The sequence below is a fragment of the Streptomyces luteireticuli genome (assembly GCF_041519305.1).
Lineage (GTDB): Bacteria > Actinomycetota > Actinomycetes > Streptomycetales > Streptomycetaceae > Streptomyces > Streptomyces luteireticuli.
Genome location: NZ_CP167927.1, coordinates 7,139,229 through 7,155,123 on the forward strand (window position 1 = coordinate 7,139,229; position 15,895 = coordinate 7,155,123).

Sequence of the window (15,895 nt, forward strand, 5' to 3'; positions counted from 1 at the left end):
GTCCCGACATGCGTCCCGATGAACCGGAGTGGACCCCGCCACCCGCCGACCCCGAGCGCCCCGCGCAAGTGCGCCGCATCCTGCGCCTCTTCCGTCCCTACCGCGGCCGGCTGGCCGTCGTCGGCCTGCTCGTGGCCGCCTCGTCCCTGGTCACCGTCGCCTCGCCGTTCCTGCTGCGCGAGGTGCTCGACGTCGCCATCCCCGGCCGCCGGACCGGGCTGCTGACCCTGCTCGCCCTCGGCATGATCGCCGCCGCCGTGGTCAACAGCGTCTTCGGCGTGCTCCAGACGCTGATCTCCACCACCGTCGGCCAGCGCGTCATGCACGACCTGCGGGCCTCGGTCTACGCCCGGCTCCAGAGCATGCCGCTGGCCTTCTTCACCCGGACCCGCACCGGCGAGGTCCAGTCCCGCATCGCCAACGACATCGGCGGCATGCAGGCCACCGTGACCTCCACCGCCACCTCGCTGGTCTCCAACCTCACCGGCGTCGTCGCCACGATCGTCGCCATGCTCGCCCTGGACTGGCGGCTCACCGTGGTCTCGCTGCTCCTGCTGCCGCTGTTCGTATGGATCAGCCACCGGGTGGGCCGCGAGCGGAAGAAGATCACCTCTCAGCGGCAGAAGCAGATGGCCGCCATGGCCACCATGGTCACCGAGTCGCTCTCCGTCAGCGGCATCCTGCTCGGCCGCACCATGGGCCGCGCCGACTCGCTGACCGCCGCCTTCTCGAAGGAGTCCGAGCGGCTGGTCGGGCTGGAGGTGCGGGCCAGCATGGCCGGACGCTGGCGGATGTCCACCATCGGCATCGTCATGGCCGCGATGCCCGCCGTCCTCTACTGGGCGGCAGGCGTCTCCCTGAAGACCGGCGGCCCGGAGATATCCCTGGGCACCATGGTCGCCTTCGTCTCCCTCCAGCAGGGCCTGCTGCGGCCCACCGTCTCCCTGCTGTCCACCGGCGTCCAGGTGCAGACCTCGCTCGCCCTCTTCCAGCGCATCTTCGAATACCTCGACCTCCCCGTGGAGATCGCCGAACCCGAGCGCCCCGTCCGCCTGGAGAAGATCCGCGGCGAGGTCCGCTTCGAGGACGTCACCTTCGCCTACGACGCCGCCCGCACCACCCTCGACGGCATCGACCTCACCGTCCCCGCCGGGAAGAGCCTCGCCGTCGTCGGCCCCACCGGCTCCGGCAAGAGCACCCTGGGCCACCTCGTCCCCCGGCTCTACGACGTCACCGGCGGCCGCGTCCTCATCGACGGCACGGACGTCCGCGACCTGGACTTCGACACCCTCTCCCGCGCCGTCGGCATCGTCTCCCAGGAGACCTACCTCTTCCACGCCTCCGTCGCCGACAACCTGCGCTTCGCCAAACCCGACGCCACCGACGAGGAGATCCGCGCCGCCGCCCGGGCCGCCCAGATCCACGACCACATCGCCGCCCTTCCCGATGGGTACGACACCGTGGTCGGCGAGCGCGGCCACCGCTTCTCCGGCGGCGAGAAGCAGCGCCTCGCCCTCGCGCGGACGATCCTGCGCGACCCGCCCGTCCTCATCCTGGACGAGGCCACCTCCGCGCTGGACACCCGCACGGAACACGCCGTGCAGCGGGCGATCGACGCGCTGTCCGCGGGGCGTACGACGATCACGATCGCTCATCGGCTCTCCACTGTGCGGAGTGCTGACGAGATCGTCGTCCTCGATGGAGGGCGGGTGGCGGAGCGGGGGACGCATGAGCAGCTTGTGGCTGCGGGGGGTCGGTATGCGGCGTTGGTGCGGCGTGATGTGCGGGCGGTGGTTGCGGTGTGAGGGGTGGGGGATTGTGCCCCGGTCCCGCCCTTTCACCGTTTCTCACCGCGCTCCGCGCGGGGCAACGCGGCTGCGCCGCGTTCGTCCTCAAGCGCCGGACGGGCTGAATAGCCTGTCCGGCGCTTGAGGACACCCGCGCGGAGCGCAAAGAAACGGTGAAATGGGGGTACCCCCTCTGGGGGAGGGTCAGGGGCACAACAACGCCGCCAAATCCACCACCCCCGCCATCACCCGATACCCCGCATCACCGGGATGCTTCCGGTCCCCCGAGTCAAAGGCAGGATGCAACACCTCCGCATCCCCCGGCGACACCAGCGCCGCCGAGAAGTCGGCCACCGCGTCGTACTCCCCGGAGTCGCGGATCCACGCATTGACCGCCGAACGCTTCGCCTCCGCCCGGGCGTTGTGGTACTCGGACCCCTTGAACGGCAGGATCGTTCCGCCGATGATCCGGATGCCCCGCTCATGGGCACGCCGGATCAGCTCCCGGTGCCCGGCCACCAACTCCTCCGCCGACACCGGGACATCCGGCTTGTACATCGGCAGGTCCACCTCGCTGAAGCCGATGTCGTTCAGGCCCACATGCACGATCACCGCCCGCACCCCGGGCCGGTCCAGCACGTCCCGATCGAAGCGGGACAGTGCCCGGTCGCCGAACCAGGGCGAGTCGTGGAGCAGCAGGTTCCCGCCGATGCCCGCGTTGAGGACGGTCAACGGCCGTCCCTCCGCGGCCAGTCGCCGCGCGAGCGCGTCCGGGTAGCGCCGGTCGGTGCCCGGTGTGGAGCCGAAGCCGTCGGTGATCGAGTCCCCGAAGGCCACGACCGCCCCCTCGTGCGTCCTCTCCCCGGCCACCTCGACGTCCGCGAGGTAGTACCAGGACTGGGTCGTGTCCCCGAATCCCTCGCCGCCGGCCTCCCGCGTACGGTCGCCCGACGCGCGGTAACTGGGCGTCCACGCCTGCGAGTGGAAGGTCGCGGGCCCCGTCGGGCCGGCGAAGTGCAGTGTCACCGCCACCGGGTCGAACGCCGCGGTCCGCAGCTCAACCGCGTCGCTCCACACCTCGCCGCCCGCCGGTATCCGCACCGTGGGCGCACCGCCGAAGGCGAGCGCGCGCACCGTGCCCGGCCGGACGGCCGCCCCCTCCGCGGCGAGGGCGACGGACGCCGCGCCCACCTCCAACGGCCGGGTGCCGTAGCGGTTCGACAGCCGCACCCGGGCCGTGGTGCCGCCGCCGGTGAGCCGGACGACCTGGCGCAGGCTCTGCCGGTCGAACCCGGACTCCGACCAGTTCTCCCCGAACCCGGCGCTCGGCCGCTGCATCGCCGTGGACCAGCCCGCCGACCAGCCCGCCGGCCGAGCGGCCCGCGTCCCGCCGCGCTCCGCCTCCGCCATCTCAACGCTCATGTCCTCGACTCCCCTTCGGACGATCTCTGTGCCGATGGGAACCAGCCTGTCGTCCGCCCGGGAAGTCACCCAGACCCCGGAGCTTCATATGCGCCCCGTGCGTATTACCGCCAGGGTCATCCAGGAGCGGGGGAGAACTCCAGCAACTTCCGTATCTCGCGCACCGCTTCGCGCCCCGCCCGGTTGGCGCCGATCGTGCTCGCCGACGGACCGTAGCCGACCAGGTGCACCCGGGGGTCACGGACCGCCCGTGTCCCCTCGACGCGGATGCCGCCGCCGGGCTCGCGCAGGTGCAGCGGCGCCAGGTGGTCGAGGGCGGCCCGGAAGCCGGTGGCCCACAGGACGGCGTCGGCGGCCGTCTCCGTGCCGTCGGCCCAGGCCGCACCGGTGGGGGTGAGGCGGTCGAACATCGGCAGCGGGCGGAGGACGCCCGCCTCCTCGGCCCGGCGCATCGCCTCCGTCATCGGCAGCCCCGTCACCGACACCACGCTCTGCGGAGGCAGTCCCCGGCGGACGCGTTCCTCGACGAGCGCCACCGCGTCCCGGCCGTGCGTCTCGTCGAAGGGGCCCGTGCGGAACACCGGGGGGCGGCGGGTCACCCAGGTCGTCGCGGCCGCGACCTCGGCGATCTCCAGCAGATGCTGCACGGCGGAGGTGCCGCCGCCGACGACCACGACCCGCTGTCCGGCGAACTCCCCCGGGCCCGGGTACTGCGCGGTGTGCAACTGGCGGCCGCGGAAGAGGTCCTGGCCAGGGTAGCGGGGCCAGAAGGGGCGGTCCCAGGTGCCGGTCGCGTTGATCAGGGCCCGCGTGGACCACACCCCCTGGGACGTCTCGACGCGCAGCCGCCCCCCGTCCCCCTCGCGCACCGCCCGTACCACGACGGGCCGGCGCACCCGCAGGCCGAAGGCGTCCTCGTAGTCGGCGAAGTAGCCGCCGATCACCTCGGAGGACGGGCGCGCGTCGTCCGCCCCGGTCAGGGGCATGCCGGGCAGCGCGTGCATGCCGTGGACCCTGCCGTACGTCAGCGTCGGCCAGCGGTGCTGCCAGGCGCCGCCGGGCCGTGGCGCACGGTCCAGGACGACGAAGTCCCGCTCCGGTGCGAATCCGTTGCGCCGCAGGTGGTAGGCGCTGGACAGGCCCGCCTGTCCGGCTCCGACGACCACTGCCTCCACTTTGTTCACGGTTCTACCAACCGGGGGGCGGCGGGGAATCTTCCCTCCGGCGCGGGCGATGATGGTGACATGAGCGACAGCTTCCGCACCCATGTACTCGACATCACCACCGGTTCCTCGGAGACCGTCTTCGACCTCACCCGCCACTGCGAGGCGTTCCTGCGGGAGGCGGCGGCAGGCCGCGACGGGCTGCTCAACGTCTTCGTCCCGCACGCGACGGCGGGGGTGGCGGTGCTGGAGACCGGCGCGGGCAGCGACGAGGACCTGCTCGCGGCCCTGCACGACCTGCTCCCGGCGGACGACCGCTGGCGTCACCGCCACGGCAGCCCGGGCCATGGACGCGACCACGTCCTGCCTGCCCTCGTCCCGCCGCACGCGACCCTGCCGGTGCTCGGCGGCCGGCTGGAGCTCGGGACCTGGCAGTCGGTGTGCCTGGTGGACACCAACAGGGACAATCCGCATCGCCAGGTGCGGCTGTCGTTCCTGGGCTGAAGGGTGGCCGAAGGTCGAAGGCCGAAGGGTGACTGCCTGACGTTCGGGTCCTTATAGTGACAAATGTGAGCACTGTGCCTGTGTAATCCGGGCCTGCGCAATCCGGGAGGCGGACCGTGGCTCGCATCGTCGACGTCGAGCAGACCGGGTGGGGCGACGTCCATGGCGGGGACGCCGGAGACGTCGCCCCCGCCCCACCTGACCGGCACAACGCCGCTGGGCTCTCCACGACTTCACCCTCGTGCGACAGGAGACGTCCCCATGCCTGGCAACAACCGACTGGACCAGATCGACCACATCGTGGTCCTGATGCAGGAAAACCGGTCCTTCGACCACATGTTGGGGTTTCTCTACCCCGACAAGCGGACTCCGTCCGGCAAGCCCTTCGAGGGCCTGAAGGGGGATGAGAGCGTCCCCTGGAACAACGGCCGGGTCGGGGTCTTCCCCATCGACGCGAGCGCGCCCGACGCGTACTTCATGCCGGGCGCGGACCCCGGAGAGGGCTACAAGGCGACCAACAACCAGCTGTTCGGGACGCTCACCCCGCCCACTCCCGCCCCCGTCCCGGCCATGGACGGCTTCGTGGCCGACTTCGCGGACGCCATACGGTTCGACACCCAGAGGGGCGACAAGATATATCCCGGCACCAAGCCGGAGAACATCATGGGCTGTTTCACCCCCGAGGCCCTGCCGGTCCTGTCCGGTCTGGCCCGCGGCTACGCGGTCTGCGACCAGTGGTACAGCTCGGTGCCGACCGAGACCCTTCCCAACCGGGCGTTCGCCCTCGCCGCCACCAGCCGGGGCCGCATGGACGACAAACACCAGAAAGGCGTTCCGCCCTTCCCGTATCCGAGCATCTTCGGCCTGCTCGACCACGCGAAGCCCCCCGTGGACTGGGCGATCTACAGCTGCCATCAGCAGCTGACCCGTCTCGACTTCCCCGACACCGTGGGAGCCGACCCCCGCCACTTCGGCTCCTTCGACGACTTCAAGGCCGCCGCCGCGAACGGCACTCTCCCCCGGGGGTTCGTCTTCCTCGAACCGGACTGGCGCCCGACGGGCAACGACCAGCACCCCAACTACGACGTGGCCAACGGCGACGCGCTCATGCGGGACGTCTACTCAGCACTGCGCGGCGGGCCGCACTGGAACAGGACCCTCCTGGTGATCACCTACGACGAGCACGGCGGCTGCTACGACCATGTGCCCCCGCCCTCCGGCGCGGTGCCTCCCGACGACGTCGCGAGCCCCACCGGCTTCGACTTCACCCGGTTCGGGGTGCGCGTGCCCACCGTGCTGGTCTCGCCGCTGATCGAGGCCGGGACCGTGTTCCGCGCCGGTGGCGGCACCCCGCTGGACCACACCTCGGTGCTGAAGACCGTCGAGCAGCGGTGGCAGCTCGGCCCGCTCACCCGCCGCGACGCGGCCGCCCCCGGCGTCGGGGACGTCCTCACCCTCGACGCGCCCCGCACGGACGACCCCCTCGAAGGCGTCGCCGCGCCCGTCTCCAGCGGCAACAACCCGGCAGCGGGCACGACTTCGCACCTCCAAGCGGTCTGCGAAGCCCTGGCCGCCCCCGCGGGGACCTGAGTCCCGCCCGGGCGCCCGGGCCGGGTGGACCCGCGCACACCGCGCGGGTCCACCCGGGATCGCGGGACGTCAGTCCCGCTGGGCGAAGCTGGGCAGCTGACGCAGCTTGACCTTGGGAGTGGACGTCTTGAACGACCAGTCCAGCATCTTGACCGCGTCGGGGTAGCGCTTGGCCGGGTCGTTGAGGATGACGCCGACGACCGTGCGCTTGCCGCGCTGGGCGGCGAACACCAGGCACGGCCCGGCGGCGGTGCCGGTGCCGGTCTTGACGCCGATGGCGCCCTTGTACGAGCCGAGCAGCTGGTTGGTGTTGTACCAGGTGTACAGCCGGTTGACGTTCGCCGCCTTCTGACGGGTGCTGGACGCCTTGACGACCGTGGCGAACGTGCTGTTCTGCATCGCGTGACGGGCCAGCGTGGCGATGTCGCGCGGCGTGGAGACGTTCCCGCCGGACTGCGATATGCCGTCGAACGAGTCGTACTTGGTGTTCTTCATGCCCAGCGCCTTGGCCTTCTTGTTCATCTGGGCGATGAACGACTTGGTGCGCTGGGCCTCGGTCTTGCCGGTGCCGAAGGTGTCGGCGAAGGCGTACGCCGCGTCGCAGCCGGAGGGCAGCATCATGCCGTAGAGCAGCTGACGGACCGTCAGCTTGTCGCCCACCTTGAGGTCGGCGGTGCTGCCCTTCTCGCGTGCGACGTAGTCGCGGTACGACTTCTTGACCGTGATCTGCTTGTTGAGGTTGACGCCCTTGGTGTCCAGCACCACGGCCGCAGTCATGATCTTGGTGGTGCTGGCCATCTGCCGCTTGGTGTCGGCGTCCTTGCCCCACAGCTGACGGTTGGCCCCGCTGTCGAGCAGGAAGGCGCCCTTGGCCGCGATCCCCGCCGGGCCGGTCGCCGCCTCGGCGGTCGTCGCGGGCAGCGCGACGGCCAGAGCGGCGGTCGACGCGGTCAGCCCGGCCCCCCACCGGCGGGCCCGTCTTCCCCCAATGTGCACCATATGCATCTCATTCCTCGGGTCAGTCCCGGTTCACTCGAAACCGGGTCGAACCCCCTGATCCTCCCACCCCTTTGCGGCTTTCCCGCAACCCGGGGTGTCAGACGCACGACGCTCCACCGGCGTTCGCCGCGGCACCTTTCAACTCACGGGGAACGGAGGCGGGTTCAGCTCCGGCGGTCCGCCGCGCGGCCCACCGCGTCCACCAGCGGCACCATGCGGTAGGGCACCCGCTCGCGCAGCACCATCTCCGTCCGGGTGCGCACCACGCCCGTCTGCCGCACCAGCCGCTGGATCACGTCCTCCAGGTGCGCCGCGTCCCGTGCCGCCACGCGGGCCATCAGGTCACCGCCACCGGTGATGGAGAACGCCTCGATGATCTCCGGCACCTCCGCCAGCGCGTCCGCGACCGGGTCGAGGTGCCCCTGGGTCACTTCGATGTGGACGAACGCCAGCACCGGGTGGCCGAGCGCGGCGGGGGAGAGCCGTGGCCCGGTCCCGGTGATCACGCCGGTGCGCTCCAGCCTGTCCAGGCGCGCCTGCAGGGTGCCCCGCGCGATGCCCAGCAGCCGGGCGTACTCGCGCGCGCTGGTGCGCGGCCGCTCCAGCAGCAGGCGCAGGATCTTCGCGTCCAGGGCGTCCACGGCCATGGGCCAACGGCTCCCTCGGGGTCGGGTGCGGGGCGCGGTCACTGTACCAATGGCCCGGTCCCGGCCGGGGTCCTCGTGGCCCTTGTGGCCTGGCCAATGGTCCCCTTCCGGACCGGAACGACCGGCATGTGCTGAGCCAATGGCCCAGCAAATGGAGTGACTGTTGAGCCACTGACGGCCGAGATGGTGTGATGGTGCCGTCGATGGCGCTGCGGATGCTTCCGCGGCGCCTTTTTCATGCCGAAATGTCTGAAGCTCGAATCTGGAGCTCGAAAGGGGCGGGTGCTGGTGCTGAAGAGGGTGTTCGTGGCCCCGGACCCGGGCCGGCTGCGGCTGCGCAGCGGCGCCCGGGCCGTCCTCGGCATCGGCGCGGCCGTCGCCGCCTGCGGGCTCGCCGGCCACTCGCTCGCCGCGGCCGTCGCCGGAGGGCTCGCCGCCCTGCTCGCCCTCTTCACCGTCACCGACGCGACGGTCCGCGGCCAGGCCGTCACCACCGCCCTGCTGCCGGTGGCCGGCCTGCCCGTGCTCGCTGCGGCGACGGCGCTGCACGGCCTGCCGTGGGCCAGGGACGCGGTCTTCCTCGCGGTCCTGGGCGCCGGGGTCTACGCCCGGCGCTGGGGGCCGCGCGGGCACGCCCTCGGGGTGTTCGCGTTCATGACCTTCTTCGAGACCCAGTTCCTGCACGCGGTGCCCGGGCAGCTGCCCGAGCTCTGCGCCGCGACGCTGCTCGCCCTGGCCGTCTCCTCGGCCGTGCGCTTCGGCCTGTGGTGCTACGAGCGGCGGCTCGCACCCGCCGCCGCCCCGGCCCCGCCGTCCGGGACCGGCCTGGCCCGCACCACCACCCGGCAGGCGGTCCAGGCCACCGCCGCGGGGGCGCTCGCGCTCGGCGCGGGGCAGCTGCTGTCCGAGCAGCGCTGGTACTGGGCCGTCGGCGCCGTGTGGTGGATCTTCGTCAACACCGCCTCCCGGGGCGACATCCTGGTACGCGGCTTCCGGCGGGTCCTCGGCACGGTGCTCGGCGTCGCCGTCGGGGCGGTCGTCGCCATCCCCCTGCACGGGGCCGGCCTCCCCACCGCCGTCCTGGTCGCGGCGTGCGTCTTCGGGATCTTCTACGCGGCGCCCGTCTCCTACACGTGGATGATGTTCGCCGTGACCGTCATGGCCGGGCTGCTCTACGGGCTCCTCGGCGTCCTCAGCCCCGGGCTGCTCGCCCTGCGCCTGGCCGAGACCGGCGTCGGCGCGCTCGGCGCGGCGCTGGCGGTCGTCCTCGTCCTGCCGGTCACCACCCACGCCACGACGGACGCCTGGGTCCGGCACGCCGTGCGCTGTGTCCACGCGTGCGCGGCGGAATCGGCCGCGCGGCTCGCGGGCTCGCCGGACGCGGACCCCGCACCGCGGGTGGCCGAACTGGAGGCACTGCTCGGCCGCGTACGCCTGTCCCTCGCCCCCCTGGTGCACCCGCTGAGCCCACTGCGCACCCGCAAGGCACGGGCCCGCCGGGTGCTGGCCCTCCTCGACGACTGCGCCCGCGAGGTGCGCGGGCTCGCCTCGATCTCCGCGGACCCGGAGGCGTCGCGGGACGACAGGCTGTCCGCGGCGTGTGCGCGGGTGGAGGTGGCGGTGGGGGCGCTGACGTCGCCGGGCGGCGGGTCGGTTTCGCCGTCGCCTTCGCTGTCGTCGCCGACCGTGTCTACGTCGGTGTCACCGTCGGTGGGGGAGGGGGCGCTGGCGCATCTGCAGGGGCTGGAGCGGGCGTTGGGGGAGTTGGCGGTGCCGTTGCGGGTGTGAGGGGGGTTTGCCCCTGGCCCGCCCTTTCACCGTTTCTTCCGGGGCTCCGCCCCGGGGGCCGGCACCGTGCTGCCGCGCGGTAGGGCGGGGGCTGCGCCCCCTGCGCCCCTGCTTCCGGGGCTCCGCCCCTGGCCCCTGTTGTCGCGGCTCCGCCGCTCGTCCTCAAGCGCCGGACGGGCTGAATTCAGCCCGTCCGGCGCTTGAGGACTGGGGGTGCCCCCTCCGGGGGAGCCCGCAGGGCGCTTCAGGGGGCGCAGGGGCGAAGCCCCGCCACCCGCGCGGCAGCACGAGCCCGGCGCGCCCCGCGCGCCACCGGGGTTCCGAAGGGGCGCAGCCCCTGCGAAGACGGATGAGGGCGGGCCAGGGGCACAACTCCCTCCCCTGTAGCGTCAGCCCATGGTCCCCACCCACCCCACCCGCGCCTACATCGGTTCCTTCACCACCGCCGGCGGCCCCGGCATCACCGTCGCCCGCCTCGACGCCCGCACCGGTGCCCTCACCGCACCCCACCCCGCCGTCGGCACCGTCGTCAACCCGTCCTTCCTCGCGGTCTCCCCCGTCCATGACGTGCTCTACGCGGTGAGCGAGACCGAGGAGGGCGCGCTCGCCGCCTTCTCGCTCGCCGGCGATCCGGACCGGCCGGAGCCCCTCCGTGAGCCCGTTCCCGTCGGTGGCGACGGGCCGACCCACCTCGCCGTCGGCCACGACGGGCGGCGGGTGTTCACCGCCAACTACGGCTCGGGCAGCGTCAGCGCGCTGCCGCTCGACGGCCCGGCGGGTGTCCCCGGCGCACCGACCGCGGTGCTGCCGCACCGCGGCAGCGGCCCGGTCCCGGACCGGCAGTCGGCCCCGCACGCGCACGCCGTCGTCCCCGACCCCTCAGGGCGCTGGCTGCTCTCCGTCGACCTGGGTACGGACTCCGTGTGGATCTCGGCGCTGGACGGGGCGACCGGCGACCCCGTGCCGTACCGCGAGACCGCCCTCGGCCCGGGCAGCGGCCCCCGGACGCTCGTCTTCCACCCGCGCGGCCACCGCGCGTACGTCCTGAACGAGCTCGACCCGACCCTGACGGTGTGCCGTTGGGACGCCGCGTCCGGCACGCTGGAGCCGCTGGAGGAGGTCCGCGTCGTGCCCCCGGGGGCACACGTGCCGACATATCCGTCCACGCCCGTGCTCTCGCCGGACGGCCGCTTCCTGTGGACGGCCAACCGCGGCGACGACACCCTCGCCGTCCTCGCTCTCGACGCCGACGGCGACCGGCCGGAGCTGCGCGCGACGGTGGACTGCGGAGGCCGTTGGCCGCGCCATCTGACGGCGCACGGCGGACTGCTCTACGTCGCCAACGAGCGCTCGGGCGACGTCACTTGGTTCACGGTCGAGCCCGGCATCGGGATGCCGCGGAAGGGCGGTGCGGTCGCCGTGCCCGCCGCCTCGTGCGTCGCCTTCGCGTGAGGGGAAACGCGGGAGGGGCCTCCATGGAGGCCCCTCCCGGCGATGACGACGACGCGGCTCAGCGCAGCGGCGACGGGGTGGCGATGCCCAGCAGCTCGGTGTACTTGGCGAGGACGAGCCGGCCGATCGCCGGGTAGGCGCCCAGCGGCTCGGCCGCCGCGCAGCCCGCCTCCTTGGCGGCCATGGACGGCAGCGCCTCGTCGGCCTCGGGGCCGATCAGGCAGGGTGCGAGGGCCAGGTTCCGCGAACCGGCGGCGCGCAGTTCGTCGGCGGCGCGGGCGACGGCGCCCTCCTCGTCGAGCGCGGCGGCCAGGACGGGCACGGCCAGGCGGGCGGACAGCAGCATGCCGGTGATGCCCGCGGCCTGCGCGGCCTCGGTGCCGCCGACCGTCGCCAGGACGATGCCGTCGGCGGCCGTCGTGACCGTGAACAGCCGGGCGCGGTCGGCACGCGAGAGCCCGCCCTCGGAGAGGCGCACGTGCAGGGCCTCGGCCAGCAGCGGGTGGGGACCGAGGGTGTCGGTCAGCTCGAAGGCCGAACCGCTGCTCACGACCGACCGGCGTATGCGGCGCAGCACGGCCGCGTCCGGGCCGGCCAGCAGCGGGACGACGACGGCGGCCGGGCTCCGGGACCAGTCCGGCGCGTCCTCCGCGTCGATGCCGGCCGCGGCGGCCGATGCGGCGGCTTCGCTGATGCGAGCGCTGTGCTGGGCGGCGGCGTAGCCGAGGACGGCGTCCAGCGGCGGGTACCCCTCCGCACCCCCTTCGGCGTCCGCGTAGCCGATGCGCGCGTCCAGGCCGGGCAGCTCGGAGCGGGCGATGCTGAGGATCTCCTCGGCGATCCGGCGCGCGGCGGGGCCCGGCGCGCCGGGAACCGCGAGCACCAGCGGGGGCGCACCCGTCGGCGCGGTCACGGGCTCCGGCCTCCGGTGCCGCCCGGACTGGCGGGGACGGGGCATTCGTACAGGCAGGCCGGACACGGGCCCTGTGGAGGAGCTCATGGCGCCGCATGTTATCCGGTCGGGAACTCCTCCGTTCGGGTGGGGGGAGGTTACGTCACTTCTGTCCGGATTTATTAGGTGGTTGCTCCAGCGGGTGGAGGGGGTGTCCGGTCAACTCGGAAGGAGTGTTCACCCGATGACGCGCAGCAGCGTCCCGTCGACGGGCAGCAGCAGACGATCCGTCAGCAGCGCTGCCGCCAGGCGCAATGCGCCGTCCAGCGGGGTGCCCTCGGCGTCGACCGGCCGGGCGTGCGGAAGTTGCAGCCGCAACTGTTCGAACAGCGGTACGAGCAGCGGTTCGCCGAGCTCCGGCAGTCCGCCCGTGACCGCCACGACGGGGGCCGGTGCGCCGGGCGCCGGCGGCCGGCAGACCGCGGCGGCGGCGTCGGCGATGTGGCGGGCGGCCGACCGCAGGATGTCCCGGGCGACCGGGCAGTCCCCGGCGCAGCGGGCGACCTCGGGGGCGAAGGAGGCCAGCAGGGCGGGCCGGTCCGGACGCGGGTAGAGCAGACCCGGCAGCTCCTCGGCCGGCCCCAGGACGGCCTCCAGCCGGGCCAGCAGGGCCGGTGAACCGCCGTCCCGGCCGTCGTGGGCCCGCAGCGCGGCCTCCAGCCCGGCCCGGCCGATCCACGCCCCGCCGCCGCAGTCGCCGAGCAGGTGCCCCCAGCCGTCCGCGCGCCGCCAGCCGGTGCCCGGGGCGAGATCGGCGCCGAGGGCGACCAGACCGGTGCCCGCGGCGACGACGGCGCCCGGAGCCTGGCCTATCGCCCCGGCGTAGGCGGTCACGGCGTCCGAGGCCAGCGCGAGCCGCCGGGTGCCCAGGGTCTCGCGCAGGGCGCCGGGCAGGACCGCCCGCAGCCCGTCGCCGAGCCCGGCCATGCCCGCGGCTCCCACACAGGCCGCCGCGCACTCCCGCGCGTCCGCCCGGCGCAGCAGCTCGCGGGCGGCGGGCAGGACGCGGCCGAGCAGCCCGCGGGCGTCGATCCCGCCGCTCGTGGTGCGTACCGGCTCGGGGGAGGACCAGACCAGCGGGGGGCCGCCGCCGTCCGCGGGGGCGACGGCGACGCGGATGCCCGAGCCCCCCGAGTCGACCGCCAGTACGTGAGCGGACGTCATGCCCGTGCCACCGCGAGGACGTTCACCGGGTCCGTCATGGCGGGCACCCTACCGCGCGGGGTCAGGGCAGCCGCCAGTCCACGGGCGCCGAACCCAGGCCCAGCAGAAGGTCGTTGGCCCGGCTGAACGGCCGCGAGCCGAAGAAGCCCCGGTCCGCGGACATGGGCGAGGGGTGCGCGGACTCCACGCACGGCACACCGCCCAGCAGCGGGCGCAGATTGCGCGCGTCGCGCCCCCACAGGATCGCGACCATCGGCTTGCCGCGGGCCACCAGGGCACGGATGGCCTGCTCGGTGACCTCCTCCCAGCCCTTGCCGCGGTGCGCGGCGGGCTTGCGCGGGGCGGTCGTCAGCGCCCTGTTGAGCAGCAGCACGCCCTGCCGCGTCCACGGCGTCAGATCGCCGTTGGAGGGCCGGGGCAGGCCGAGGTCGGTGTTGAGCTCGCGGTATATGTTCTCCAGGCTGCCCGGCAGCGGCCGCACCTCGGGGGCGACGGAGAAGCTCAGGCCGACCGCGTGGCCCGGCGTCGGATAGGGGTCCTGGCCGACGATGAGGACCCGGACGTCGTCGAACGGCTGCTGGAAGGCGCGCAACACGTTCGCGCCCGACGGCAGATAGGTACGGCCGGCCGCGATCTCGGCGCGCAGGAAGTCGCCCATCGCGGCGATCCGGCCCGCGACCGGGTCCAGCGCCTTGGCCCAGCCGGTTTCGACGATCTCGTGCAAGGGACGTGCAGCCACGGCTGCGACCCCTCCCTGTCAAAGAAGTTGCGGAGCGGTGTCGCAGGCGGGTGGGTACGCGGGCTCGCGGCCCGGTGCCTGCGTCGGTGCGTCGATCGTACGCGAGGGGGCGGGGGGCGGTTTTCGCCGGGTTGCCCGGCTGCGGGCGGGCGTGCGCGGTTCCGTCGGGCGGGGGTGGCGTGGAATTCACCCGTACGGGGTGGTTGAGGCGGGGGTTTCGATTCAACTGGCGTGCGGGTGGCGGTCTTTGGATGCGCCCCTGGCCCCCTACCCCCCACCCCGCGCCGCCACCAGCAACCCCTCCCAGTCCGGGATCTTCACCGTCCGCCGCCCCAGGCTCCGCCCCAGCTCCGTCTCCGCCGCCTCGATGCCGAGCCAGCCCGGCCACTCCACCGGCTCCGCCCCCGTCGCCCGCAAGGCGGCCCGCAGGGCCGCGCGCGGGTCGTCCGGCGGGCGCCGGGCCAGCAGTGGTCCGGCGTCGGCGAGGAGGGAGTGCACGGTCTCCTTCGCGCAGGGGCGGTTGGTGCCGATCACCCCGGTCGGGCCCCGCTTGATCCACCCGGCGACGTACTCCCCGGGCGAGGGCGCGCCGTCGCGCAGGACGCGGCCGGCGGCGTGCGGCACGGTCCCGCTCGCCGCGTCGAAGGGCAGGCCGGCGATCGGCACCCCGCGGTAGCCCACCGACCGCAGCACCAACTGGGCCTCGATGTCCTCGAATTCGCCGGTGCCGCGCACGCCCCCGGCCCCGTCCGGGACGGTCCGTTCGAAGCGCACCGCGCGTACGGCCCCGTCCCCGAGCAGGGCGACGGGCCGCAGGAAGAAGCGCACATGGATCCGCCGCCCGCGTGCGGGGTCGGGCTCGCGCGCCCAGCCGCGCAGCACTTCGACATTGCGCCGGGTGATGCCGGGGAGGCCCGAGGTGTCGTCCCAGGCCGGGTCCAGTGCCGCTTCCTCGGCGCGCACCAGCGCCGACGCCCCGGGCAGCGCGCCCAGTTCGCGCAGTTCCTTGGTGGTGAACTTGGCCTGCGCCGGGCCGCGCCGGCCCACCATGTGGATGTCGGTGACGCGGCTCTCGGCGAGCGCGGCCAGCGCCGCGTGCGGCACGTCGGTCGGCGCCAGTTCGTCGGCGCCGCGCGCCAGCACCCGGGCGACGTCGACGGCCACGTTGCCGACGCCGATCACGACGGCGGAGCGGGCGGGCAGGGCGAACCCGTCGGGCGGGGAGTCGGGATGGGCGCTGTACCAGGAGACGAAGTCCGTGGCCGAAAAGCTCCCCGGCAGATCCTCGCCGGGGATGCCCAGCCGCCGGGCGGAGGCCGCGCCCACGCAGTAGACGACCGCGTGGTAGAGCTCGCGCAGCCGGCCCGGGGCGATCTCCCCGGGAGCCTCGCCGACGGGGACGTTGCCCAGGAAGGTGATCCCGGGGTGCTCCAGGGACGTGCGCAGGGTGTTCTGCAGGGACTTGATCTTCTCGTGGTCGGGGGCGACGCCGTAGCGCACCAGACCGTAGGGGCAGGGCAGCCGGTCCAGGACGTCCACGGTCACTCCGGGGACGGTCTCCTGCTGCACCAGGGCCTGGGCGGTGAAGACCCCGCTCGGCCCCGATCCCACCACTGCGACGCGAAGCACGGAGGTTCTCTCCTTCCGGCGGATGCGACCCAGCATCCCACTGCCGTCGCGTCACGGCA

General features: G+C 73.7%; 13 protein-coding genes. 5 read left to right on the plus strand and 8 right to left on the minus strand.

The window, feature by feature from the left end; genetic code table 11:
* Nucleotides 1–8 precede the first annotated feature (8 nt).
* Nucleotides 9–1,805, plus strand: coding sequence for an ABC transporter ATP-binding protein (locus tag AB8735_RS32060; protein WP_372411951.1), 1,797 nt, complete (start codon nucleotides 9–11; stop codon nucleotides 1,803–1,805).
* Nucleotides 1,806–1,991: 186 nt separating this feature from the next.
* On the opposite strand, the gene AB8735_RS32065 is transcribed toward AB8735_RS32060, so the two are convergent.
* Nucleotides 1,992–3,209, minus strand: coding sequence for an SGNH/GDSL hydrolase family protein (locus tag AB8735_RS32065; RefSeq protein WP_372411146.1), 1,218 nt, complete (start codon nucleotides 3,207–3,209; stop codon nucleotides 1,992–1,994).
* A 116-nt stretch (nucleotides 3,210–3,325) separates the two neighbouring features.
* Entirely contained in the window at nucleotides 3,326–4,393 is a 1,068-nt protein-coding gene (locus AB8735_RS32070; protein ID WP_372411147.1) for an NAD(P)-binding domain-containing protein, read from the minus strand.
* A gap of 60 nt (nucleotides 4,394–4,453) precedes the next feature.
* Here AB8735_RS32070 and AB8735_RS32075 point away from each other — a divergent pair, with 60 nt between their 5' ends.
* Nucleotides 4,454–4,876, plus strand: coding sequence for a YjbQ family protein (locus AB8735_RS32075; protein WP_344023500.1), 423 nt, complete (start codon nucleotides 4,454–4,456; stop codon nucleotides 4,874–4,876).
* A 261-nt stretch (nucleotides 4,877–5,137) separates the two neighbouring features.
* Nucleotides 5,138–6,466 (plus strand): alkaline phosphatase family protein, encoded by a 1,329-nt coding sequence (locus AB8735_RS32080; protein WP_372411148.1) that lies wholly within the window; start codon nucleotides 5,138–5,140, stop codon nucleotides 6,464–6,466.
* 69 nt (nucleotides 6,467–6,535) lie between these two features.
* Here the strand turns inward: AB8735_RS32080 and AB8735_RS32085 are convergent, their stop codons facing one another.
* On the minus strand, nucleotides 6,536–7,465 hold the full coding sequence (locus AB8735_RS32085; protein ID WP_344023504.1) for a serine hydrolase: 930 nt from the start codon (nucleotides 7,463–7,465) through the stop codon (nucleotides 6,536–6,538).
* A 164-nt stretch (nucleotides 7,466–7,629) separates the two neighbouring features.
* A complete protein-coding gene (locus tag AB8735_RS32090) occupies nucleotides 7,630–8,112 on the minus strand; it encodes an Lrp/AsnC family transcriptional regulator (RefSeq protein WP_344023506.1) in 483 nt (160 codons plus the stop codon).
* Between the two features lie 288 nt (nucleotides 8,113–8,400).
* Here AB8735_RS32090 and AB8735_RS32095 point away from each other — a divergent pair, with 288 nt between their 5' ends.
* Together AB8735_RS32095 and AB8735_RS32100 are read left to right on the plus strand one after the other, a co-directional pair.
* The gene (locus tag AB8735_RS32095) at nucleotides 8,401–9,900 is read left to right on the plus strand and encodes an FUSC family protein (protein WP_372411151.1); all 1,500 of its coding nucleotides are present in this window, start codon (nucleotides 8,401–8,403) and stop codon (nucleotides 9,898–9,900) included.
* A 396-nt stretch (nucleotides 9,901–10,296) separates the two neighbouring features.
* Nucleotides 10,297–11,352, plus strand: a complete 1,056-nt coding sequence (locus AB8735_RS32100) for a lactonase family protein (RefSeq protein ID WP_372411153.1) — start codon at nucleotides 10,297–10,299, stop codon at nucleotides 11,350–11,352.
* A gap of 58 nt (nucleotides 11,353–11,410) precedes the next feature.
* Here the strand turns inward: AB8735_RS32100 and AB8735_RS32105 are convergent, their stop codons facing one another.
* From AB8735_RS32105 to AB8735_RS32120, 4 genes are all read right to left on the minus strand, one after another.
* Complete coding sequence (locus tag AB8735_RS32105; RefSeq protein ID WP_372411154.1) at nucleotides 11,411–12,352, minus strand: hypothetical protein; 942 nt, start codon at nucleotides 12,350–12,352, stop codon at nucleotides 11,411–11,413.
* 129 nt (nucleotides 12,353–12,481) lie between these two features.
* Nucleotides 12,482–13,468, minus strand: a complete 987-nt coding sequence (locus AB8735_RS32110) for an N-acetylglucosamine kinase (protein WP_372411155.1) — start codon at nucleotides 13,466–13,468, stop codon at nucleotides 12,482–12,484.
* 61 nt (nucleotides 13,469–13,529) lie between these two features.
* Nucleotides 13,530–14,207, minus strand: a complete 678-nt coding sequence (locus AB8735_RS32115) for a uracil-DNA glycosylase (RefSeq protein ID WP_344023516.1) — start codon at nucleotides 14,205–14,207, stop codon at nucleotides 13,530–13,532.
* Nucleotides 14,208–14,474: 267 nt separating this feature from the next.
* Nucleotides 14,475–15,836: an FAD-dependent oxidoreductase gene (locus AB8735_RS32120; RefSeq protein WP_372411157.1), complete on the minus strand. Its 1,362-nt coding sequence runs from the start codon at nucleotides 15,834–15,836 to the stop codon at nucleotides 14,475–14,477.
* Nucleotides 15,837–15,895 lie beyond the last annotated feature (59 nt).